This is a genomic window from Acinetobacter sp. GXMZU3951 (assembly GCF_054457875.1).
The window spans coordinates 188,178-210,439 of the sequence record NZ_JBTLFO010000006.1 but is presented as its reverse complement, the minus strand read 5'-3'; the positions used below and the strand labels follow the sequence as shown (position 1 = coordinate 210,439).

23 protein-coding genes are annotated in these 22,262 nt (G+C 43.6%); 6 read left to right on the top strand and 17 right to left on the bottom strand.

Annotated features, from left to right (window positions below; genetic code table 11):
- The first annotated feature begins 48 nt into the window (after positions 1-48).
- Positions 49-573 carry a peptide-methionine (S)-S-oxide reductase MsrA gene (gene msrA, locus ACX17N_RS11240; RefSeq protein WP_458892655.1) on the top strand — a complete coding sequence of 175 codons (525 nt, stop codon included), beginning with the start codon at positions 49-51 and terminating at the stop codon, positions 571-573.
- A 54-nt stretch (positions 574-627) separates the two neighbouring features.
- On the opposite strand, the gene ACX17N_RS11235 is transcribed toward msrA, so the two are convergent.
- The 5 genes from ACX17N_RS11235 to ACX17N_RS11215 all read right to left on the bottom strand — a co-directional run bounded on the left by ACX17N_RS11235 (position 628) and on the right by ACX17N_RS11215 (position 4,301).
- Entirely contained in the window at positions 628-1,032 is a 405-nt protein-coding gene (locus ACX17N_RS11235) for an ExbD/TolR family protein (RefSeq protein WP_458892654.1), read from the bottom strand.
- A complete protein-coding gene (locus tag ACX17N_RS11230) occupies positions 1,032-1,655 on the bottom strand; it encodes a MotA/TolQ/ExbB proton channel family protein (protein ID WP_458892653.1) in 624 nt (207 codons plus the stop codon). Before ACX17N_RS11230 ends, ACX17N_RS11235 begins: the two co-directional genes overlap by 1 nt.
- A gap of 20 nt (positions 1,656-1,675) precedes the next feature.
- Positions 1,676-2,446: a TonB family protein gene (locus ACX17N_RS11225; RefSeq protein WP_458892652.1), complete on the bottom strand. Its 771-nt coding sequence runs from the start codon at positions 2,444-2,446 to the stop codon at positions 1,676-1,678.
- Positions 2,447-2,661: 215 nt separating this feature from the next.
- On the bottom strand, positions 2,662-3,528 hold the full coding sequence (purU, locus tag ACX17N_RS11220) for a formyltetrahydrofolate deformylase (protein WP_458892651.1): 867 nt from the start codon (positions 3,526-3,528) through the stop codon (positions 2,662-2,664).
- Between the two features lie 80 nt (positions 3,529-3,608).
- Positions 3,609-4,301, bottom strand: a complete 693-nt coding sequence (locus ACX17N_RS11215) for a TetR/AcrR family transcriptional regulator (RefSeq protein WP_458892650.1) — start codon at positions 4,299-4,301, stop codon at positions 3,609-3,611.
- A 115-nt stretch (positions 4,302-4,416) separates the two neighbouring features.
- Here ACX17N_RS11215 and ACX17N_RS11210 point away from each other — a divergent pair, with 115 nt between their 5' ends.
- From ACX17N_RS11210 to ACX17N_RS11195, 4 genes are all read left to right on the top strand, one after another.
- Positions 4,417-5,865 (top strand): coniferyl aldehyde dehydrogenase, encoded by a 1,449-nt coding sequence (locus ACX17N_RS11210; RefSeq protein WP_458892649.1) that lies wholly within the window; start codon positions 4,417-4,419, stop codon positions 5,863-5,865.
- A 165-nt stretch (positions 5,866-6,030) separates the two neighbouring features.
- Positions 6,031-6,267 carry a 50S ribosomal protein L28 gene (gene rpmB / locus ACX17N_RS11205; protein ID WP_000048256.1) on the top strand — a complete coding sequence of 79 codons (237 nt, stop codon included), beginning with the start codon at positions 6,031-6,033 and terminating at the stop codon, positions 6,265-6,267.
- A 16-nt stretch (positions 6,268-6,283) separates the two neighbouring features.
- Positions 6,284-6,439, top strand: coding sequence for a 50S ribosomal protein L33 (rpmG, locus tag ACX17N_RS11200; protein WP_003654787.1), 156 nt, complete (start codon positions 6,284-6,286; stop codon positions 6,437-6,439).
- Positions 6,440-6,584: 145 nt separating this feature from the next.
- On the top strand, positions 6,585-8,303 hold the full coding sequence (locus ACX17N_RS11195; RefSeq protein WP_458892648.1) for a cation:proton antiporter: 1,719 nt from the start codon (positions 6,585-6,587) through the stop codon (positions 8,301-8,303).
- A gap of 52 nt (positions 8,304-8,355) precedes the next feature.
- Here ACX17N_RS11195 and ACX17N_RS11190 read toward each other — a convergent pair whose 3' ends face one another.
- The 12 genes from ACX17N_RS11190 to ACX17N_RS11135 all read right to left on the bottom strand — a co-directional run bounded on the left by ACX17N_RS11190 (position 8,356) and on the right by ACX17N_RS11135 (position 20,321).
- Positions 8,356-8,634: a hypothetical protein gene (locus ACX17N_RS11190; protein ID WP_016168262.1), complete on the bottom strand. Its 279-nt coding sequence runs from the start codon at positions 8,632-8,634 to the stop codon at positions 8,356-8,358.
- A 107-nt stretch (positions 8,635-8,741) separates the two neighbouring features.
- On the bottom strand, positions 8,742-9,245 hold the full coding sequence (locus ACX17N_RS11185) for a DUF6586 family protein (RefSeq protein WP_458892647.1): 504 nt from the start codon (positions 9,243-9,245) through the stop codon (positions 8,742-8,744).
- Positions 9,246-9,724: 479 nt separating this feature from the next.
- Complete coding sequence (locus ACX17N_RS11180) at positions 9,725-9,976, bottom strand: RNA recognition motif domain-containing protein (protein ID WP_458892646.1); 252 nt, start codon at positions 9,974-9,976, stop codon at positions 9,725-9,727.
- A gap of 74 nt (positions 9,977-10,050) precedes the next feature.
- On the bottom strand, positions 10,051-12,039 hold the full coding sequence (locus ACX17N_RS11175; RefSeq protein ID WP_458892645.1) for an ATP-dependent helicase: 1,989 nt from the start codon (positions 12,037-12,039) through the stop codon (positions 10,051-10,053).
- A 91-nt stretch (positions 12,040-12,130) separates the two neighbouring features.
- On the bottom strand, positions 12,131-13,285 hold the full coding sequence (locus tag ACX17N_RS11170) for a glycerate kinase family protein (protein ID WP_458892688.1): 1,155 nt from the start codon (positions 13,283-13,285) through the stop codon (positions 12,131-12,133).
- A 97-nt stretch (positions 13,286-13,382) separates the two neighbouring features.
- Entirely contained in the window at positions 13,383-13,955 is a 573-nt protein-coding gene (locus tag ACX17N_RS11165; RefSeq protein WP_458892644.1) for an HdeD family acid-resistance protein, read from the bottom strand.
- A gap of 133 nt (positions 13,956-14,088) precedes the next feature.
- Positions 14,089-14,847 (bottom strand): hypothetical protein, encoded by a 759-nt coding sequence (locus tag ACX17N_RS11160; RefSeq protein WP_458892643.1) that lies wholly within the window; start codon positions 14,845-14,847, stop codon positions 14,089-14,091.
- A 5-nt stretch (positions 14,848-14,852) separates the two neighbouring features.
- Positions 14,853-15,656: an NYN domain-containing protein gene (locus tag ACX17N_RS11155; protein WP_458892642.1), complete on the bottom strand. Its 804-nt coding sequence runs from the start codon at positions 15,654-15,656 to the stop codon at positions 14,853-14,855.
- Between the two features lie 90 nt (positions 15,657-15,746).
- On the bottom strand, positions 15,747-18,392 hold the full coding sequence (gene topA / locus ACX17N_RS11150; protein ID WP_458892641.1) for a type I DNA topoisomerase: 2,646 nt from the start codon (positions 18,390-18,392) through the stop codon (positions 15,747-15,749).
- Positions 18,393-18,428: 36 nt separating this feature from the next.
- Entirely contained in the window at positions 18,429-18,878 is a 450-nt protein-coding gene (locus ACX17N_RS11145; protein WP_458892640.1) for an ammonium transporter, read from the bottom strand.
- A gap of 70 nt (positions 18,879-18,948) precedes the next feature.
- On the bottom strand, positions 18,949-19,941 hold the full coding sequence (locus tag ACX17N_RS11140; protein WP_458892639.1) for a hypothetical protein: 993 nt from the start codon (positions 19,939-19,941) through the stop codon (positions 18,949-18,951).
- 134 nt (positions 19,942-20,075) lie between these two features.
- Positions 20,076-20,321 carry a SlyX family protein gene (locus tag ACX17N_RS11135; RefSeq protein ID WP_458892638.1) on the bottom strand — a complete coding sequence of 82 codons (246 nt, stop codon included), beginning with the start codon at positions 20,319-20,321 and terminating at the stop codon, positions 20,076-20,078.
- A 33-nt stretch (positions 20,322-20,354) separates the two neighbouring features.
- Between ACX17N_RS11135 and ACX17N_RS11130 the strand changes: the two genes are divergently transcribed.
- Positions 20,355-22,253: an ATP-binding cassette domain-containing protein gene (locus ACX17N_RS11130; RefSeq protein ID WP_458892637.1), complete on the top strand. Its 1,899-nt coding sequence runs from the start codon at positions 20,355-20,357 to the stop codon at positions 22,251-22,253.
- Positions 22,254-22,262 lie beyond the last annotated feature (9 nt).

The following is a 22,262-nucleotide window of genomic DNA, read 5'->3' as shown; positions in this document are numbered from 1 at the left end:
ATAAAGTTCTCGTATTCTGCAGATCAATTCGTCATATAGGAAATTTTCATGCAACAGGCATTATTCGGTGGGGGCTGCTTCTGGTGTGTCGAAGCCGTGTTTCTGCAATTAAAAGGCGTCACGCAAGTGGTGAGTGGTTATGCTGGTGGACTGACCGAAAACCCAAGCTACGAAGATATTTGCCGTGGGGATACCGAACACGCAGAAGTGATTTTAGTGGATTTTGATGAAAACCAAATTCAATATTCGCAACTGCTCGAAGTCTTCTTCGCCACACATGATCCGACCACGCTCAACCGCCAAGGTAATGATATTGGCACACAGTACCGCTCAGTGATCTATTATTTTAATGCCGAGCAACAGCAGCTTGCGGCACAAATGATTGAGGAACTACAAGCACAAGGGCTTAATATTGTGACTGAACTGAGTCCTGCACCGACCTTCTACCCTGCCGAAGAATATCATCAGAATTTCTTTGCACGCAATCCATCCCAAGGCTATTGTAATTTTGCCATTCCACCCAAGCTGTTAAAGCTCCACAGTAAATTCCAGACCCTGCTAAAAAGCGACTAACATGACCATAAAAAATGCGACCGTATCGGTCGCATTTTTTCACAGCAGTAATAATTAGTTTTCACTCACAAAAGCAATATCACTGAGTCCGGCTTCACTCGCACGTGACATTACTTGTGCAACGGTATCATAGCGCGATTCTTTATCTGCCCGTAATTGCACCGTTGGTTTCTGCTGTTGCTGACCCGCATCGTTAAAACGTGTTTGCAGTTCATCTAAGCTGATGATTTGGTCATTCCACGCGACTTCACCGTTGGCATTAATACTGACGGTAATGGCTTCAGGCGGTGGATCGACAATATCCGCTGTGGTTTTTGGTAAGGTTAATGGAATTGATGGGTTGGCAACGGTTGCAGTCACCAAAAAGATGATCATCAATACCAACATAATATCGATGAGCGGAATGAGGTTCATCTCATTCATGCCCGAATCGTTGTCTTCACCCAATTGAAAAGCCATTAAGCTTGACCTCCAACTAAACCTTCTTGTGTTGCTTTGACGTCAACTTTTTTGCTCGCAGACTCTTGCTGCAACATGGTATCAATCAACAAGCCATGAGCTTGATCTTGTAGTTCATTTGATAAAGTACGGTTGGCACGTACACAAATGTTGTATGCCAATACGGCTGGAATGGCCACAGCCAAACCTAGACCGGTCATAATCAGGGCTTCACCCACTGGGGTAGCCACTTGTGCCAAACCGGCTTGACCGCTTTTACCCACAGCCACCAAGGCATGGAAAATACCCCAAACGGTACCGAATAAACCCACAAAAGGTGCAATAGACGCAATCGTACCTAAAACTGATACGCCTTTTTCAGCATTGGCTTTTTCCACTGAAATTTGACGAAGCAATGCTTGTTCAGCCACGGCTTTACGCTGTTCAAAACTGAGCGGCATTAATTTCGCTTTCAATTGTGTCAATGCTGCTGAAAGTTGAGCATGTGCTTGCTGTTTAAGTTGACGTGTGCCCATCAGACGTAAAATAAAAATCGTCCATGTTGCGATAGACATTGCCAATAATACGAAATACAGGGTTTTACTCACTGCATCCGCATGTTGCCAATAAACTGAAAAGTTCATACTCGAACTCCTAAAAATAGTTAGCCGTTAGGATTCAATTCCAATTCAAATGGTTGCTCTGCTCGGATTGGATAAGCAACACCATTTTCTTTGTAAGGTTTGAATTTTGCACTGCGCACTGCGCGTAAAATCTTTTCGTCTAAAGCTGGAACACCGGTCGATTTGGTCACACGAGCATTAGTAATTTTACCTTTCTCATCTGCTTCAATCAGTACCACAATGGTACGTGTTTCACCTTTCAAGTCACTATTGCCGTAGCTTGGTCTTGGTGAACGACTCCATTGTACCCCTGAGCCACCAATCGAAACTCGCTTGGTGGTCGGTGTTGGTGCAGGTTTTTCAACAACAGGTTGCGGAGCTGGTTCTGGCTTACTTACCACTTTTTCTACCACGGGTGTGCTCACCACGGCAGGTTTCTGCGGTTGCACTGTCGGCTGAGTCACCGGTTTAACCGTTTCTGCTTTTTTGACTTGTTGAACTTTTTCCACCTTCTTCGGAGGTTGTGGCTGTGGTTTTTCCACCACTTTGACCTCTTTCACTTCTTTCGGCTTAGGCTGCTCTTGTTTCGGTTCAGCTTTCGGCTTTGGAGGTAAAGGCTTTGGTTGTTCTTGAATTTTGACAAATCGTACTTTTAATGGCTCTTTTTCCACTTTAGGGAGTTCAGGTGCTTTCATCTGGCTCACCGCCCACAATACCCCAACATGCCCAATGGCAACTGCAATTAAGGCTGAGATGATTTTCTTTTTCATCGGATTTGGAGCTTGCATAGAAGGAGTAGAAATTTGACCCATTAGAATCTGCGACCTAAAAGAAGCGACTGCTCACGAGAGTGTAATCGTGGATTTAACAATCAAGCTCATCGGTTAGTACAATTAAAGTATCGCAATAATAAATGAGAAGTGTTTTCATTTGCAACTATTAATTTCACTGTTTTGATGAGTTTTTTGAATCAAAATAAAAAAAGGACCTGTAAAAAACAGATCCTTTTTGCAAATGCTAATAATCGTTATTGAAAAACAACGGTTTTATTACCATCCACAATAATACGGTCTTCTAAATGCCACTTCACTGCACGTGCCAATACATTACGCTCGACGTCTTGACCAAGTTCACGTAACTGCTCTACCGTAAAGTCGTGATTCACACGCTCGACATCTTGCTCAATGATCGGGCCTTGGTCTAAATCAGCCGTTACGTAATGCGCCGTCGCACCAATCAACTTCACGCCTTTCTCATAAGCTTGTTTGTATGGATTTGCACCCACAAATGCTGGCAAGAAGGAATGGTGAATATTGATAATTTTCATTTCCCAATGCTTCACAAATTCTTCGTCCAGAATTTGCATATAGCGCGCTAATACCAGCAAATCATTGCCTTGCATCAATTCATCAATCTTGGCATAGGCTTCACGTTTGTTTTCTTTATTGACTGGTACCACTTCGAATGGAATCCCGAAGTTTTCAACCGCTTCACGTAAATCAGGATGATTGGAAACCACTTTGGTAATTTCACATGACAAGCCGCCACGCGCATGACGCCATAACAGCTCAAGTAAGGCGTGGTCGACTTTAGACACCAAAATACCGACTTTTTTCACGTCACTCACGAACGCAAAACGCCATTGCATGGCATACCGCTCTGCCACATTCACAGCAAAGGTCTGAATCAAACTTTCTTTACGTGACTGTAGGTGGTCTAATTCAAACTCAACACGCATGAAATAACGCCCGCCCGTAGCTTCCGTCGCGTATTGATCAAGTGCGGTAATATTTGCTCCCTGATGATACAAAAAGCTCGATACAGCCTGCACGATCCCTGGCTTATCTTCACAAGTAATCAGTAAGCGTGCCGTGTTAGCAGTGGTCATGTTCATGTTGGTTCTTGTTACACCTAATTTAAATAAGCCGAGTATTCTAGCGCGTTTTAAACGCTTTCTAAATAGCTGGTTTCAGTTCAATTGTTTTTCGCAAGCGAGAGGCTGGCAAATAACTCTGAAGGACCAAAACTTTCCAGTAAACGCTCGTAAGTTTCACGGCTTTCGCCACGTAAATACGCCCCTTCAAGAAACACCATCTGACGTAAAGCTTGCCAAACCCATTTTTCTTCCAAGTGATTCGAGTCACTGATATGACCTGACATATATAAGAAGTTGGTCCAGTTGGTGAGCACAATCCACAAGTTAATCACTAAAGCTTCAATTTCTGAAGCCGTCATTTGCATCAGTCCTGCATCCACAAAAGCCTGATAAATCTTTTGACCTTGTTGCATCACCTGCCCTGCAAAACGCGGATACATTTTGCGGAAATCTTCATTATTTTCCACCAAGTGATATACATCACGATGTAAAAAACGATACGCCCACAATTGGTTGCTGAGCACTTGGAAATAACTGATTTTGTCATTTACATCCAAAGCACGGTCGTCAGGTAAAGCGAGCATTTCCAGCGTTTCTTTCTGATACTGCTCCATCAATTCTTTAATAATTTCGTTTTTATTACGAAAGTGGTAATACAAATTGCCCGGGCTCATGCCCAATTCAGCGGCAATATGATTAGTCGTGACCGAGCGTTCACCACGTTCATTAAACAACTGCAAACTCAATTGCAAAATGCGTTCTTTGGTTTTCACCGTTTTGGAGTGAGACATCCTAAAGTAACCATATATTCAATGGGTTAGAAAACTAACACAGAAAGTGACTTGACTATTTAGAGTTATTACTCTAAAAATTAATTATCCGCTTTAATGTAACTGGTAGTGCGTCATGAACAGTCAAACAAAAACAACAGCAATGACACCCAATGCTTTTGATCTCCAATACTTACACGACGTACTTGAACAGCAAAAACATGCTTACCAACGTTATCCTTTACCGACAGCAAAGGAACGTATTGATCGTTTAGCACGGCTTAAGCGTATCTTGGTTAAGTACCAAGATCAATTCGCTGAAGCAATTGATCTCGATTATGGTAACCGTTCTATTGCCGAAACCAAAATCGGGGAATTACTCACTTGCCTAGAACAGATTAAATATTATAGCAAGCATTTAGCCAAATGGATGAAGCCCTCCAAGCGACATGTCGGAATCATCCATCAGCCTGCGAAAGCTTGGGTACAATACCAGCCTTTGGGGGTCATCGGGATTATTGCACCGTGGAACTATCCACTACTCCTCTCTGTGGGCCCACTGATCTGCGCATTGGCCGCAGGCAACCATGCCATGATCAAGATCTCAAGTTCTTCCTGTAATTTTGGTCGTGTGCTTGAAATGGCCCTGTCCGAAATCTTTCCACAAGAATTGGTTGCAGTCATTAATGGCGGCGGGGTCATTTCCGATGCTTTCAGCCATTTGGCTTTCGACAAAATTATTTTTACAGGCTCGACCAATGTCGGAAAAACCGTCATGGCAGCCGCCTCAGAACATCTTGTGCCGGTAATTCTCGAGCTAGGGGGGAAATCCCCTGTCTTGGTACACCCATCAATTGATCTGGACGATGTGGCACAGCGCGTTGCGGTCGGTAAACTCTGGAATGCCGGTCAAACCTGCGTGGCCCCAGATTTTATGTTCTTACCGAAAGGCAAGACTCAAGAATTTGTGGAGAAGTTTCAGTCCTATGTCACCGAGATGTACCCACATCTTAAAGATAATCAGGATTACACCTCGATGATTAACGACAAACAGTACCGTCGGATTCAGGGCTATTTGCAAGATGCTGAGGTGCATGGGGCAAAAATTATCGAGATCAATCCTCAACAAGAAAATTTGACGGCTGTTCGTAAAATTGCGCCAACCATTGTCGCAGACGTGACACCCGACATGCAGATTATGCAAAACGAGATTTTCGGACCAGTACTGCCCATCATGGAATATGATCAAATTGACGATGTAATCGACTTTATTAATAGCCGTCCTCGTCCACTTGCTTTATACTACTTCGACTTTGATCAGGCGCGTGCGGATTATGTCGCACAGCGTACCCATTCAGGGCATTTTGGACAAAACACGGTATTGACCCATGTTGCGCAAGACGACTTACCTTTTGGTGGCGTTGGTGCATCAGGAATGGGGAAATATCATGGTCCAGAAGGTTTCTTCAGTTTGTCGCATGAACGGTCTATGATGTCGAATCCAAAGCTGTATAGCTTTAAATACATTCTCCCGCCGTTTAATAAGCCGATTCACAAATTGATTTTGAAAACTCTTCTTCGTTAAGTGATCAAGGCATGAGCTATCGCACTAGTTCATGTCGAGTTTTAATGAAAATCGCTTGTCTTTTAAGCGCATTTTTGGTATAAAACGCCCCTTGAATGAATTCAATCCGTTTATTTTTGACTGGCCATACAGATTTGCTGTTGGCTAAATCAATGGAGTTACACCATGTCTAAGGTTTGCCAAGTTACCGGCAAGCGTCCAGTCGTTGGTAACAACGTCTCACACGCCAACAACAAAACTAAGCGCCGGTTCGAGCCGAACCTGCACCACCACCGCTTCTGGTTAGAAAGCGAAAAACGTTTCGTACGTCTTCGTCTTACTACTAAGGGTATGCGTATTATCGACAAATTGGGCATTGAAAAGGTTGTTGCTGACCTACGTGCTCAAGGTCAAAAGATCTAAGTAAGGAGTCAGGACAATGCGTGATAAGATTCGCTTAGTTTCTACAGCTGGTACAGGTTATTTCTATACCACTACTAAAAACAAACGTACTATGCCGGAAAAAATGGAAATCAAAAAATTTGATCCAAAAATCCGTCAACACGTAATCTTCAAAGAAGCTAAAATCAAATAATTTTAGATTCTTAAAAGAAAACGACCTTATCTGGGGTCGTTTTTTTTTGCATTTTTTTTATGCGCCTTGATAAACTTAAATAACTTTTTGGCATTCTTTGTGCTTATTTTCTTTTCACCCTTAACTTGTGTTTAAGGAGTTTTTAGTGCCACATAATGTAGATCTCATCATATTACTGGCTTTTGGTTTTGGGTTAGCGCTGATCTTTGGCTATCTTGCTGCGCGTTTACGCCTTCCCCCGCTCATCGGGTATTTAATTGCAGGCATCATTATTAGTCCCAACACCCCAGGGATTGTTGCGGATATTCAACTGGCCAATCAGCTGGCCGAACTGGGGGTCATGTTCCTGATGTTCGGGGTCGGCATGCACTTTTCCCTAAACGACCTCTTACAAGTCCGAAGAATTGCCCTTCCTGGTGCCATCTTACAAATTGCCGTGGCAACATTGTTAGGGATCGGTGTATCCATGCTGTGGGGATGGAGTTTTGGTTCCGCTTTGGTCTTTGGTCTCAGTTTATCGTGTGCCAGTACAGTGGTCTTACTCAAAGCCTTGGCCGATCAAGGCCTCCTCAACTCGATTAACGGTAAAATTGCGGTTGGCTGGCTGCTGGTTGAAGATCTGGTCATGGTGCTAGTTTTGGTGCTCCTACCTGCAACAGCGGTGTTACTGGGCGGAGAATCTATCTCAGGGCATGCTGGGCAGGACAATATCTGGCTGACCCTCGGCTTAACCTTATTAAAAGTCGCAGGCTTTATTGCCTTTATGTTGATCATTGGCAAACGTCTCGTCCCGATGATCATGCAGTTTGTTGCGCGCTTGGGTTCCCGTGAGCTGTTTACCTTGACCGTTGTCGCTGCTGCCGTCTCGATTGCATTTGGGGCCTATAAGGTCTTTGGTGTCTCTATGGCGCTCGGTGCCTTCTTTGCTGGGATGGTGGTAAAAGAATCGGACTTTAGTCATCGCGCTGAAGAAGAAACTCTGCCTTTACGCGAAATTTTCGCCATCTTGTTCTTTGTCTCGGTGGGTATGCTGTTCGATCCACGTATTTTATGGGAACAACCAGAACACGTTTTAGCCGTCGTGGGCATTATCATGATTGGTAAGACCATTGCCGCCATGGCCTTGGTCTTATTCTTTCGCTATCCCATCAATACAGCCCTCACCGTCGGTGCGAGTCTGGCACAGATTGGCGAGTTCTCTTTTATTCTGGCCACACTGGGCGTGTCCTTAAAGCTCTTGTCATTGGAAGGTCAAAACTTAATTTTGGCGGGTGCGCTGATTTCCATCACCCTAAACTCCTTTATTTTTGCTGCGATTGAACCGATTCAAAACTGGATTCGTGAACGTTCTTCACTGGCGCGCTTATTAGAGCGAAGCAGTGATCCCTTGGCGATGCTGCCAGATGAAGTCTCGCAAGATTATTTACGTGACCAAATCGTAATTGTCGGTCATGGTGAAGTCGGGCGTCGTATTACCAAAAGTCTGATGGCGAAAGAAATTAAGGTGGTCATTGCTGAAGAAAACCGCGATATTGTCGAGAATCTACGTGAAAAAGGCATTGCTGCGGTATCAGGGGTGGCGACCGAACCCGGTGTACTGATTCAGGCCCATATTCAGCATGCCCGACTTTTGGTGCTGTCTCCGATGGATATTATCGACATTCATAAAATTGTCGATATTGCCAAAACCTTAAACCCTCAAATACAGGTCTTGATTTGTGCCGAAAGTAAAGAAGAGGCTGAAGTCATTCGCAAAGAAAACCTTGGTGAAGTGTATTTAGCCAAAGAGGAAATGGCGAAAAATATGAGCAATCATATTCTTAATCAAATTGAACTGGCTCACCATCAATCCCCGAGTCATTAATTCTCAGGCATAAAAAAGCGCACATCATGTGCGCTTTTTGGGCTAAAACAGCTTAGCTCATAAACTGTGGTTTTTCGTCCACAACCTCGGCTTGCCATTCATTCACTTGTTTTTCAAGCAAGCCAAACAATGCCGCCTGAATCATGTGCTGTGCAATCACAGCGGTCTGATCACCCAACAAGGCTTTTACTTCATCGTTAAACTGAATTTTCACCAGAGGTTCTTTCTCTGAGCCTGCGTTACGCAATGCCAACTCACCACCTTCAAGTTGAACTAACTCTAAAACCGCTTCCTGATTCCCGAATAACTCTTTCAATTGCTCTATAGACATATCTTCCTCCATGTTCAACATGGTGGCAAAGGCCGTTGCACTTTGCATTGCTTAGATTATTAATATCGGGTCAAAAATCTAAACTTCAAGCATTTGCCTTGATTTACTTAAAACTCCACCATTTCATTGCGAAAACCATCAATCAACTGAGTCAAATCACGATGCCATTCACGTAAAATTTTCGTATCCGGTAACCACGCCTGCGGAGTTTGCGTCACTTTAATAATCAAGTTAGATGAGGTTTCATCTTCTGGTTGTGGCGCAGTTGGCTCAGGTGCGTACTGGCACATCCGATAGGCACGCTTTAATTCCGCAATAAAGCCATCTTTAGCAAGTTGCTGCATCACCGTAACTTCTGGTGAAACTTGACCTTTGGCCGCCATCAACTCCTCAATGGACTTTAAAGTCGGCTGCAAGTCATTTAAACGGTAATAACGCACCAACTCCTGCAAGAAAGCCAGTACCGCACCATGCAGATGAAAAACTGCTGCCTCACGATAGGCCTGTGCTTGTTGAATATGATCGATTTGCTCTGCTTGTTGGCACGACAAACGTGCAAAATATAATTTCTGATTGGTACGGTCGGCATGGAAGCGAGCAACACGGGACATACGGATTTCCTATTTTTTGGGCATTTTGTAACAGCTCTAAGATTAAACTCAATTCAATTCGATGCACAATAAAAAAATTACATCTGTTCCTGTTCTATCCAAGATATTTTACGGTGAGTCATAGTTTTTATTGGGGGTTTATTGGTCTGACATTTTCAATGACCCAAGCGCAATACCGTGTCCTCAATAGAAGGCTTGGGCGAAATCAAGTTCAGGGTTTTCTGAATATGAAGCGAATGATGATTAACGAACGTAACAGCGCAACCTACCTCTATAATGCCGTGGCGATCCCGATCATGCCTCGGCTTCGAGCATCAGTAAATCTTTGCAATAGCGTTGTGTTGATCACCTAGCGCGAATTTCCAATGCTTGTTGGCCTTGGACAATATATTTACTAGCAGGTGCCGACCTAGATTATGCTGAATCAGAGTTTTTATAATTTTTATCAAAAAAAAGGAGCAAATATTGCTCCTTTTAATTTAAGCCTGTGGCTTGTCTTCAGCTTGCTTGACCCGAATACCTGTGCCATGTAAACGCAAGGTATTTAAACCTTTAATCGCTTTTACCGCTTCACGGCCATGTGGCATTTCCACAAAAGCAAAACCTTTGGATTTACCTGTTTCGGCATCCAACACCAACTGACAAGTGTCGACTGTACCGTATTGCTGAAACAGCTTCAGTAATTCATCTTCTGTGACAGTACGTTCTAAATTACGAACTAAAATTTTCATCTTTAAACCTTAAAATAGGCAAATACTCAAAAAGCAGAATGGAATTGGCTTTCAAGCTTCGCAATAGCGATAGTTTAATCGAGATTGATCCCAAAATCTAAATCAATTGACTGACGTTCAATTAAAGCACTTTTCACCGTCTGCTGGCGGGTTTTATGATGCGTTTCTAGCGTACATAAATTTCGCGTCAAATCATTCAGGAAATAACTTTCAACGGTACGTCCTTGTTCATCAATCACATCGCGCGCCCACAGATTTAAGTTCTGCTTCGTTAAAATCAGCTCATTTTTCGCACGAGTCAGCGCGACATACAGCACCCGCCGCTCTTCCTCAACCTCGTCAAAATTCCCCTGCGCTCGCGCATGTGGATACTGCCCTGGCGTTACATTCGCTACATAACAAACCTTCTGTTCGGTGCCTTTGGCAGAATGGATGGTAATCAGAGTCACCACATCACGATCGGACTGACGTTCAATTTCAGAAATCGACACAGGATCAAGCACATATTCCTCAAGAAATTCGCTTAATTGAGCATGTTTGGCAGCCAACTGCTTCACCAGTTCAAAATCACCTTGGCGACGATTCCAGTCTTTTTTATAATTTTCCGCCAGTTGAGCTTCAATCGCCTGAATCCCCAAACTGACACAGGCTTGTACTTCTTGTTTCAGCACCGTCATTTGCTTCATGATCAACAAGACATCTGCTGGAATACGCCCAAACTGTTCCAGCTTCGTAAACATTACCTCGAACTCAGGTTCCAGTAACAATTGCTGTGCTAAACGACTGGCACCGACATCGCCTACACCATTCCACAAGGTAAGAAAGCGCATCCAGGCAATATCATCCAGCGGATTGGCAATCACGCGTAACAGACTCAGTAAATCTTTCACATGGGCCGTTTCCAGCAACTTCATGCCACCAATAAAACGGTACGGGACATTGGCCGCAATACAAGCCGCCTCGATATGCCGTGCAGCAAAGCTAGAACGCACCAAGACCATATGATCTGACCACGGATGCCCCTGCAAGTAATGGCGTTCTTTAATGTCTATGGCAATCCATTTGGCTTCATCAAATTCATTCGGAAAAATATGCATCCGGGGCTTAATTCCCTCCCCCCGATATGCATCCAAACGTTTGTCATAATGAATTTCAGACTGATCCAGTAACCAATTGGATAAATCTAAAATTTCTTGGGTAGAACGATAGTTCTGCTCCAGTTTATAGACCACTGCATCAGGCACGCGTTCTTTAAAGTAGTGTATGTTTTCAAAATCGGCACCACGGAACCCATAAATCGACTGGGCATCATCTCCGACGCAGAACAGGCTAACTTTGTCTTTTAAGGGATCGAGCAGCGCCCACTGTAAGGGATTGGTATCCTGCATTTCATCCACCAGCATATGCTGGCAAATCGAAGCCACATAATCCACCAAGCCTTCTGACTGATCGAGCACCGAAGCAACAATGGCTAAAATATCATCATAGTCCAAAAAGCTGCGGGCACGCTTGCGGCTTTCATATTCTTGCATGATTGCAGCGATTTGATCTTTAAACACCAAATGCTCAGGATGCTGTTTTTCTAAAGCCTCACTCAATTTCTGACGAGTATTGCGTGCAAAAGAATAGAGATCGCATAGCTCTTGTGGCTTAGGCAATTGATTGGGATTTTTCTTGTCGTCTTTACCACGAATCAGACGAAACATCATCAACTGGTCATCCCGATCAATAATCGAGAATTGTTCTAATCCAAAGGCTTTCGGTACGCGGCGCAACAGATACATACAAAAGGTATGAAAAGTCGATGCACGCAGCCCTTTGGCTTGCTCACCCAAAGCCAGTTCTACCCGCGCCACAATTTCACTGGCTGCACGACGCGTAAAGGTGAGGATTTGAATTTGATTGGCAGGCACCCCCTGATCAATCAAATAGGCCGCACGCGCCACAATGGTTTTGGTCTTACCACAGCCTGCCCCTGCCAGCACCAGACTATGTTGCGACGCTGTCGTGGCTGCTTGCTTTTGTTGTGGATTTAATTCATCAATTAGGCTGGCTAAACTCATAATGGCTCATCGTGCTAGATCGATGCCTAGTTTAACAAAATCCCCTCTAAAATGCCGATTTTGCTTTTTATCGCGTACCTAAGCCCATCCTTTAAGTTTCAAGACATGGCTGTAAGGATAAAAGCCGTGCCACATTCTCACAGCTTCGTTCCAAATTATTTTGCCCATTTTTTAAGGCTGTAGGCAAATCACACGCAGCATCCACAATTCCAAAAATGGCAGTAAAACCTTCAGCATATAATTCTTCAACGCGATCACCAATTGCTCCAGCAAAGGCAATCACAGGCTTATTAAATTGCTTTGCTACTTGTGCCACGCCATAGGGCGTTTTACCCAATTTGGTTTGAAAATCAATACATCCTTCACCAGTAAAAACATAATCGGCATCGGCAACATGCTGGGCCAGTTGTGTATGCTGAATTACCATTTCCACCCCAGAACAGATTTTTGCCCCCGTGAACACCATCAAGCCATAGCCCAAGCCACCTGCAGCACCTGCGCCAGCAATATTGGCATAATCGAGCTGCAATTGAGCTTTCACTACATCTGCAAAATGTGCCAAATTGTGATCCAATTGATGCACCATGGCTGGTGTAGCCCCCTTCTGTGCTCCAAAGACCTGAGAGGCGCCATTTTCCCCGCAAAGTGGATTGTTGACATCACTCGCAATCACGATCTCAACCTGCTCCAAGCGTGGATCACGTTGTGACACATCAATCTGAACAACCCGATGCAACTGCCCACCCCCTTGAGCAACATCGTTCCCGTCGCCATCTAAAAATCGCACCCCTAATGCCTGTGCCATGCCCATACCCGCATCGTTGGTCACACTGCCACCTAGTCCAATAATGATTTGAGTCACCCCTCGACCCAATGCTTGTTGGATCATCTGCCCAGTTCCATAGGTCGACGTCAATGCAGGATTGCGTTTAGAGGGTTCCAATAGATGAATTCCATTGGCTTTGGCCATTTCAATCACTGCGGTTTTACCTTCATCCAGCAATCCCCAATAGCTAGTGATCTGCTGTTCGACCAGAGGGCCAGAAACCATGCAAGGTACTTTCCTACCGTGTACTGCCGCGACCAAAGCATCGACCGTTCCCTCACCGCCATCTGCCATTGGAACCTGAACACACACCGCATCTGGATATACACGCTGAATACCACGTTGCATAGCTTCACAGGCTTGTTGAGCGGTCATACTTTCTTTAAAGGAATCTGGAGCAAGCACAAAAGTTTTAGGCATAAGTGTATGAAGCATAACTGGAGTATTCTTGCATCATACGCAATAAAAAAGAGCGCACATAGCACTCTTTTTCCGGTGACTCTAAGGCTATCTTCCCCTATAAGTCTGCCGAACTTTTAGGAACTTCGTGCTTGATATATGAGGCTAAGGTTAAATAATTGATGCCTTGAAATAGAATATCCACAGCAAGGAACATACCCAACACCCAAAATGGCGCAGTCGGAGACATTAAGATCACCACCCCTGTAATGAAGGTGAGCACCCCTGAAAAAAGCGTCCAGCCCCAGCCTGCCAAAGGTTTTAGCATAAAGGCATTTACACTCCGCACAATCCCCGCGATCACCAAGAAAATGGCCAAGAAACTGGTTAATACAATGGCCGTTTTGACAGGCGTGGTAAAGGCATAATAACCCGCAATCAGATAAAAAATCGCAAATGCGGCCCACAGCCAACGATACCCCCCCTCAAAGATTTTAAATGCCGCGACCAAGTGTAGTACCCCACCGATCATCATTAAAATACCAAACAAATAAACCGCTGACAGGGTCGCAAATGGCAAAGCCGCCAACAAAATAAAGCCAAACACGGTCAACAGAATGCCCAGTGCCAAGTACCATTTACGGTTTTCATGTAATTGATGTCGAACCAGATCATTGCCCACAGTTTTCATATTTTTTCTCAATTTTTTGTGATGGATGACCATGATTATTATCGATTTTAAATGACCTGTCTGTTACCAATCTGCATCTTTTTTATCCACAGTCAAGTAAAGAACTGTGGATAAAACTGAAGTTATACCCAGCTTATTTTATCCAACCAATTTCCAGTGCAGTAATTTGATTAATCAATGTGTCTTGTAATGCTTCAGGCATTTTGCTGCTTTGTGCCGATACAGGAATATGCCCGGCCATTAACTCCGCTTTGGCCTGTGGGAATAGCGGCTGCTGCATTGGATAAGCATAACCTTGCGGATACAGGGGCTGTCCTGTCGCAATATCGTATTTGTCCGAAGCACCAAAGGCGTGTAACAGCTCATGAACCAAAACGATCTGATTTTGCCCATTTTGCTTTTTACTGGCATAAAGATTGACCGAACCAATCCGCCCTTTTTCTAAGGCAGTAGAGTGTTTTAACTCATTTGTGAATTGAGGATCATAATAATTTAAATATAGCGTCACTGCCGAAGCACCATCACTACGTTTATGCTGTTGCCAGTCATAAAAACGAAATTTAAGGCTCCACCATATAATGTCCAGCATGTTGGCCTGTTCAGGCACTTTGGGTGGTTTTTGGCTCAGTGCCCGTCCAAAATTTAAATACAACTGAATAGGTTGGCCACGATACTGTGCTGACATCTGCTGTAAATAAGGCTGTACATCAGCAAGATCGTGTAGAGATAATTGTTGAATATAGTGTTGCGTGCTTGCCTGACCATCCGCATTAATCGGATGCAGTAACACGATAATCGGCTTGTTCCAATTTTGATTTTGATCACGCCATGCGTTTACCGCCACAATCAATAAAATCAGCAATAAGCATAAAATTCTTATTTTTTTCCACATATCTTTTAAGCACTCTGCTTTTTCATTTTCTTCAAATACATTTGGCTCATTTCTATTTTAGTTTCAAAAAGATTAAGCGTCTTGATTAAGCCTGATAATTTTGCTCTGCCATAATTGCGAGAATCAAAATCAGGTTTTACAGCACTAATATATTGTCCAACCATACCTAAATTTGCCCAGCCATTCTCATCAGCATTATCTTTGACTGCTTTATAAATTAGATTCAAAGTGGCACGATCCATAACATCTGTCACGGTATTATCTTTCAATTGATTAACAAGTTTTGAATCAGATATTTTACTAGAATCGAATATTTTTCTTACCTGGGTATTCGAGACCTCTTCTTCATCAGAGTTTTTAAGTTCATTCTCTGGAATCAAATTTTCAACAAAAATAAATTTATCACAAGCCTTTTTAAAAGCTTCTGGCGTGGATTTTTTACCAAATCCATAAACACTTAATCCATTTTCACGAATGCGCGATGCTAAAGGAGTAAAGTCACTATCACTGGATACAATACAAAAGCCATCTAATGCTCCTGCATACAGCAAATCCATTGCATCAATAATTAAAATCATATCCGTCGCATCTTTACCTTTTGTGTAGGCAAACTGCTGAACGGGCGTAATTGCATGAGGCAATAAAACATCTCTCCATTTCTTCAGTGTGTCACTACTCCAGTCACCATAAACCCGCTTTACACTCGCAATCCCATATTTAGCGACTTCTTCTAAAACCGATGAAATGGCGCCAATTGATGAATTATCGGCATCAATTAATACAGCAAACTTTTTCGTTTGAATGTCCACAGTTCCCCCAAAAAAATATTTTTTACGTTTTTATATGATTTATTGTGACATAAAAAATGCCCACCGAAGTGAGCATTTATATTCAATCATTTAAGCTTCAACCCACTTGCCATCTTGGAACACCAGTGACCATTTGGTTTGCTTACCTTCAGCCGTTTCCGAACCAATATACTGTGCTTGGTTTTTACGGCTAAATTTCACCAAAGTTGGATTTCCTTCTGGATCAACATCAGGGGCTTGCAAAATAAATTGATACTTTGGATCAAGCTGCTCGGCAACTGAACGTAGCTCAGATACTTTCGGGGCACGCGTTTCACGAATTTTCGGGAACTTGCTTGCAGCCAAAAATAGACCTGCAGCACCATCACGTAAGACAAAGAAGTCATCATGCTTGGTCGAGCGCAAATGTTCCATTTTAATTGGATCAACCCGCGGTGGTGCCGGCTGACCGCTCTTCAACACTTTACGCGTATTATCACAACTGGTGCAGGCAAAATAAGGACCAAAACGACCCGTCTTTAACTGCATTTCACCATCACACTTGTCACATGGAATGGTTGGACCGTCATACCCTTTAATTTTGAACTCGCCTTCTTCCAGTTCAAAACCAGCACAATCTGGATTATTACCGCAAACATGCAGTTTACGACCACCATCAATCACATAGCTGTCCATGGCGGTTGCGCAAATTGGGCAACGCTTCTTCGACATCAAGTCAGCTGTTTCAGCTGCATCATCATCAGACAGTGCCGCTAGAGATTCAACAGGTGTCAGGTTCAAGGTACCTTTACAACGCTCTTTAGGCGGCAGGTTATAACCTGAACAGCCCAAGAACACGCCCGTCGTTCCTGTACGAATCTGCATAGGACGTGAACATTCTGGGCAATGCACCTCTCCCACTTCAACAGGTTGATTGCGACGCATGCCACTATCGCCCTGAGCCGTGGTTAAACGCTTTTTGAAATCGCCATAGAAACTGTCCAGCAAGTCTTTCCAGTTGCGCTCACCTTCTGCAACTTTATCCAACTGACCTTCAAGATCAGCCGTAAAGTCATAGTTCATCAGGTTATTGAAACTTTCATCCAAACGATCCGTGACGATCTCACCCATCTTTTCAGCAAAAAGACGACGATTTTCCAGTTTTACATAACCACGATCTTGAATGGTCGAAATAATCGCAGCATATGTTGATGGACGACCAATACCCCGCTTTTCCAATTCTTTCACCAACGAAGCTTCGGTAAAACGCGCAGGTGGCTTGGTAAAATGTTGTGATGGATCGAGTTTTTCCAGATTCAGGACTTCGCCCACTTTTACCGCAGGTAACAAGACATCATCATCGGATTTGTTTTGACCGCGAACTTTGGTAAAGCCATCAAACACCAAGGTACGACCTTTGGCCTTTAGCTCTACGCCATTGGCATCGACTAAAATCGTAGAAGATAAGTATTCTGCTGGCGTCATCTGACATGCCACAAATTGACGCCAGATCAAGTCATATAAACGCTGAGCATCACGCTCTACACCGACCAAACCATCGCCTTTTAAGCCAACATTCGATGGACGAATCGCCTCATGCGCTTCTTGTGCACCCGCTTTATTGCCATAACGATTCGGCTTGGCAGGTAAATATTTGGCACCAAACTCTGACTCAATATGCTGACGCACCATATTCACGGCATCATCACTCAAGAAGGTCGAGTCGGTACGCATATAGGTAATAAAACCAGCTTCATACAAACGCTGCGCCAACATCATGGTTTTCTTGACCGAGAAACCTAAACGGGTACTGGCAGCTTGTTGTAAGGTCGACGTGATATACGGTGCGCTTGGATTGACCTTAGTCGGTTTATCTTCACGTGCTGAAACTGTGTAATCAGCATCTTTTAAAATTTTCAACAAAGCATCAGTTTCGGCTTTATTGCGTAATTTTAGCGTTTTACCTGCTTGCTTCACCGCCTCTAAACGAATCTCATCGCTCGAAGATTTGGTATCCGCAAACACTTGCCAGTACTCTTCAGGAATAAAGGCACGAATTTCACGTTCGCGCTCTACCACCAGTTTGACTGCAACCGACTGTACCCGTCCTGCAGATAAACCACGGGCAATTTTTTCCCAAAGTAATGGTGAAATCATAAAGCCAACGACACGGTCCAGAAAACGACGTGCCTGTTGTGCATTGACTTTATTGGTATCTAAACGTGCAGGATGCTTAAAGGCTTCTTGAATGGCATTTTTGGTAATTTCGTTAAACACCACACGTTGATAGCGCGAATCATCACCACCAATCACTTCTTTTAAATGCCATGCAATTGCTTCCCCTTCACGGTCCAAGTCCGTCGCGAGGTAAACTTCGTCGACTTGCGAAGCCAGTTTTTTTAACTCAGCAACCACATTTTCTTTACCAGGCAGCACTTCATAATGCGCTTTCCAGTCATGTTCAGGATCGACCCCCATCCGATTGACCAAAGCCTGTTGCGCTTTTTCAGCTTTTTGTGCTTCGGTCAATTTAGTTCGGGTCGCTGCCGCTTTCTTATCTGTACTTTTACCAGAGCCACCCGTCGGCAAGTCACGCACATGACCTACAGAGGATTTCACAATGTAATTTGAACCGAGATATTTGTTGATTGTTTTCGCTTTTGCAGGCGACTCCACAATCACTAAGGCACGCTTATTCCCAGCATCAGAAGATTTTGCTGTAGTGCTTTTGGATGTGGATCGAGGAGCATTCGCCATAGTTAACCGTTTTTCCTATTTCAGTGAATCTAAAAATTAAAGTTCAGCCAAAGAATGTAAATATGCTTTGATGTCTTCTAATTGGGTTGCTTTTAAATCAGCTTCTTCATCCCAATAGAGTCCTACACAGTTTGCCTGCATATCAATAGCATAAATGCCCTTTAATGCAATTGGAAAATTATTAAATTTTTCATCACCATGCACGAGCTTAAGTTGCTGATCTTCAACACGGGCACGCATGAGCGGCAAACGCGCATCGGGAATCAGTACGCTATAGTATGCAACCATACTGGCACGATCTGAAGATGCTTTGGGAATTTTGGTCCAATCGGGAGCCGCCACTAAACGTGGGTGTAGGCCCATTTTGCGTGCTTTTTCGCGCATTAGGCCCAAAGCCTTTTCACGCGGACTGACACGGAGACCAAAAATTGATCCCAGCACAAAAACCACAATGACCACAGCAACCCAAATGCCTGTATGTTCCATAACAAAACCTTATTTATCTTTTATTAGATTTGCATAAGCACAATATAAAACGCAAGTTACAACGACGAAATTAATTCAGGAACATTTCATGACTATATAAGACTTCATGCCCATTCCAGTAAATATATCCCTTCTCAATCAACTCTTTGAGCAACAAACGGATATCGGCTTTGGGAAACATTTGTTCCAATAAATCGCGTAAGGCATAGATGTCTTTAGGCTTATCATTTTTCAGTTCGCGCAGTTTTTTGGCGACCTGAAGCTGCACAGGATCAATTTTTCCAAAGTCCTTAAATAAGGCCTCTTGTGCATGTTGAGTCTCTGGCGCTGAACAGGATTGCTCAGCCGCAGTCTGCAATTGCTCTACCGCTTGATCGAGATTGAGAGACGTTTCCAGTTCAGCCTGATCTTGTGCCAAATGCAGTTGTGCCCATTGTTTTAAGACTTTTTTACGAAAATTAATTTGTTCATCATAGCGTTTGACGATTTTCAGATTAATCAACATGCCGACCACGTGCTGCGCTTTTTCAGGCACCACATGCAAAATATTCATCACTGAATTTTTTAATGAATCGACGGTATTTGGTTTACCCGACATTTTGGCCAAGGCATCACAGTACTGCTTGACCATTTTCAAATACGGTTTACTTTGAATGACATCCAGACTTGGAATTTTGTATTTGGGTTTGCTGATTTCAGCCGCATCTTGAATTTGAATTAAGCTGCAACTCAAAGATGAACTCTGCATTAACTCAATTAATAGCACACTGCTTTTTGCCGCAGAAATCACTTCCACATGGGTATCTGGTTCCAGTAAAGCAATCAGTTGCCCCACTAAAACGGCATATTCAAACTCTTTCTCTTTGGCTTGTGCAGTCTCTAAAATCACCACTTGACCACTGCTCACCCAAGTTGCAAATTCGGTCAGATCTTCCAACGAATATGTAAACTGACCTTTACAGTTAAACAAATACAAGGTGGGATAATGCTCCACGAGATCGCGTAACATCTTTGCCGTTGGCATATTATTTTCTAGATCGAACAAAACCGCTTTAGCAGACATAAATTTACAGTCATGAGAGATAAGCAAAGAGCGTGCATTAGAACGGGAAGCGGACAAAAGGTCAAGCCTCGCCCAGCGTTCCCTCATTTGAAATCAGGCTCATGAACAGAGACACCTTCATGCTACCGACAAGATTAATAATGCGGAGGCACATTGGCTAAAGGATCAAAAGCTTCAATGCCTTCCGATATATCAGCCGACTCTACCCGTTGATACAATAACTGCATTTGTTTCTTTAAATCAGCGATTTCGAGATTTTGGCGTGCCACCTGATCATTCAGCTGATCAACTAAATCATCCAAAAATGCAATTCGGACTTGCAAATCTTCAATGGGTGCGGAAAATGACGCCTGATTATCTAGATTTTTTTGTTTAGTCATTTAAAGTCCTCATTTGAGATTTCAGGAAACATTATGGCCTATATTACTTTAAGGGACGTCCAGCTTGCATTTGGTGGACCTGCCTTGCTCGACGGCGCGAATTTTAACCTAGAACGTGGCGAACGAGTGTGTTTGATTGGCCGTAATGGTGAAGGTAAGTCTACGCTACTTAAACTGATTGAAGGTAGTTTATTGCCCGATGCCGGCGAAGTATCCATTCAAAATGGCTTAACCGTATCCATGTTGGCACAAGACGTTCCTATGGATTCTGGCAAAGTGGCCGATATCGTCGCCGATGGTGCGGGCGAAGCAGCCATCGTGCTTAAAGCATACCACGAAGCCAGTGATGCCTGCATCTTAGGTGATATGGAAGCTTGCGATCGCATGGGCAATTTGCAACACAAATTGGATTTGCTAGATGGCTGGGCTTTAGAAAATAAAGTCAATTCCATTTTAAGCAAGATGGGACTGGATCCGAATGCTGATTTAGCAGATTTATCGGGGGGGCGTAAGCGTCGTGTGCTGTTGGCTCGCGCTTTATTGACGCAACCAGACGTATTATTGCTGGATGAGCCAACCAACCATTTAGATGTGGAAAGCATTGAATGGTTAGAAAAATTCTTGCTCGACCAAAACAATTTAACGTTGTTGTTTATCTCGCATGACCGTGCATTTGTGGACAGTATTGCGACCCGTATTGTTGAGCTAGATCGTGGTACTTTGCGTAGCTACGAAGGCAACTATTCGCGCTACCTCGATCTTAAAGCGCAACAAATGGAAGCCGAAGAAAAACAAAATGCGTTATTTGATAAAAAACTGGCTGAAGAAGAAGCTTGGATTCGCCAAGGGATTAAAGCACGTCGTACCCGTAATGAAGGTCGTGTTCGTGCCCTGAAAGCACTTCGTGAAGAATCCAAAGCACGTCGTTTCCAACAAGGCAAAGTCAGTATGGCCACCCAAGATGCCAATCGCTCTGGCAAACTGGTGTTTGATATTGAGCATCTCAGTGTCGCATACAATGACAAAGCACTGATCAAGGATTTCTCTGCGCTGGTGATGCGTGGAGACCGCATCGGCCTAGTTGGGGATAATGGTGTAGGAAAAACCACCTTAATTAAAGCCATTTTGGGTGAAATTGAGCATGGCGGTTCAGTCAAAACAGGTACACAACTTGAGATTGCCTATTTTGACCAATTACGTAATGCACTTGATCTTGAAAAAACTGTAATGGCAAACGTGTCCGAAGGCTCTGACTTTGTCGATGTAAATGGTAATCGTCGCCATATCTACAGCTATTTACAAGACTTTTTGTTCTCGCCTGAACGTGCCCGTACACCTGTCAAAGCACTTTCTGGTGGTGAAAGAAATCGTATTCTATTGGCTAAACTGTTACTCAAACCGTCCAATTTAATTGTGATGGATGAGCCAACCAACGACTTGGATATGGTGACGCTAGAACTCTTAGAAGAAATGTTGTCTGAATATAAAGGTACGCTGTTATTGATCTCGCATGACCGTGCCTTCATGGACAACGTCGTGACTTCAACGTGGGTGTTTGACGGCAAAGGCAACATCGATGAATATATTGGTGGCTATCAAGACTACTTAGAACAACGCCCAGATCAGAAAGTGGTTGATCAAAAAAGCGATGTAAAAAAAGCACAAGCCAAGGCTGAAGCAGCAACACCTGCACCGAAAAAGGTCAAACTTAGCTATAAAGATCAACGTGAATTGGATAGCTTGCCTGCGGAAATTGAAGCTTTAGAAACTGAGCAAAGCCAACTTTCAGACAAATTGGCAGATGGTTCATGGTTTGTCAGTGATGCAGATGCTGCAACAAAAGCTTCACAGCGTTTAGCAGAGCTTGAAGAGCTATTGCTTGAAAAACTAGAACGTTGGGATGAACTGGAAAACCTCAGCAAAGGCAATTAATTCGTCTGT

What these genes read in the sequence shown, in the direction of transcription:
- msrA (WP_458892655.1), top strand. Translation starts at nt 49, where the DNA reads ATGCAACAGGCATTATTCGGTGGGGGCTGCTTCTGGTGTGTCGAAGCC.
- ACX17N_RS11235 (WP_458892654.1), bottom strand. Translation starts at nt 1,032, where the DNA reads ATGGCTTTTCAATTGGGTGAAGACAACGATTCGGGCATGAATGAGATG.
- ACX17N_RS11230 (WP_458892653.1), bottom strand. Translation starts at nt 1,655, where the DNA reads ATGAACTTTTCAGTTTATTGGCAACATGCGGATGCAGTGAGTAAAACC.
- ACX17N_RS11225 (WP_458892652.1), bottom strand. Translation starts at nt 2,446, where the DNA reads ATGGGTCAAATTTCTACTCCTTCTATGCAAGCTCCAAATCCGATGAAA.
- purU (WP_458892651.1), bottom strand. Translation starts at nt 3,528, where the DNA reads ATGAACATGACCACTGCTAACACGGCACGCTTACTGATTACTTGTGAA.
- ACX17N_RS11215 (WP_458892650.1), bottom strand. Translation starts at nt 4,301, where the DNA reads ATGTCTCACTCCAAAACGGTGAAAACCAAAGAACGCATTTTGCAATTG.
- ACX17N_RS11210 (WP_458892649.1), top strand. Translation starts at nt 4,417, where the DNA reads ATGAACAGTCAAACAAAAACAACAGCAATGACACCCAATGCTTTTGAT.
- rpmB (WP_000048256.1), top strand. Translation starts at nt 6,031, where the DNA reads ATGTCTAAGGTTTGCCAAGTTACCGGCAAGCGTCCAGTCGTTGGTAAC.
- rpmG (WP_003654787.1), top strand. Translation starts at nt 6,284, where the DNA reads ATGCGTGATAAGATTCGCTTAGTTTCTACAGCTGGTACAGGTTATTTC.
- ACX17N_RS11190 (WP_016168262.1), bottom strand. Translation starts at nt 8,634, where the DNA reads ATGTCTATAGAGCAATTGAAAGAGTTATTCGGGAATCAGGAAGCGGTT.
- ACX17N_RS11185 (WP_458892647.1), bottom strand. Translation starts at nt 9,245, where the DNA reads ATGTCCCGTGTTGCTCGCTTCCATGCCGACCGTACCAATCAGAAATTA.
- ACX17N_RS11180 (WP_458892646.1), bottom strand. Translation starts at nt 9,976, where the DNA reads ATGAAAATTTTAGTTCGTAATTTAGAACGTACTGTCACAGAAGATGAA.
- ACX17N_RS11175 (WP_458892645.1), bottom strand. Translation starts at nt 12,039, where the DNA reads ATGAGTTTAGCCAGCCTAATTGATGAATTAAATCCACAACAAAAGCAA.
- ACX17N_RS11170 (WP_458892688.1), bottom strand. Translation starts at nt 13,285, where the DNA reads ATGCCTAAAACTTTTGTGCTTGCTCCAGATTCCTTTAAAGAAAGTATG.
- ACX17N_RS11165 (WP_458892644.1), bottom strand. Translation starts at nt 13,955, where the DNA reads ATGAAAACTGTGGGCAATGATCTGGTTCGACATCAATTACATGAAAAC.
- ACX17N_RS11160 (WP_458892643.1), bottom strand. Translation starts at nt 14,847, where the DNA reads ATGTGGAAAAAAATAAGAATTTTATGCTTATTGCTGATTTTATTGATT.
- topA (WP_458892641.1), bottom strand. Translation starts at nt 18,392, where the DNA reads ATGGCGAATGCTCCTCGATCCACATCCAAAAGCACTACAGCAAAATCT.
- ACX17N_RS11145 (WP_458892640.1), bottom strand. Translation starts at nt 18,878, where the DNA reads ATGGAACATACAGGCATTTGGGTTGCTGTGGTCATTGTGGTTTTTGTG.
- ACX17N_RS11140 (WP_458892639.1), bottom strand. Translation starts at nt 19,941, where the DNA reads ATGTCTGCTAAAGCGGTTTTGTTCGATCTAGAAAATAATATGCCAACG.
- ACX17N_RS11135 (WP_458892638.1), bottom strand. Translation starts at nt 20,321, where the DNA reads ATGACTAAACAAAAAAATCTAGATAATCAGGCGTCATTTTCCGCACCC.
- ACX17N_RS11130 (WP_458892637.1), top strand. Translation starts at nt 20,355, where the DNA reads ATGGCCTATATTACTTTAAGGGACGTCCAGCTTGCATTTGGTGGACCT.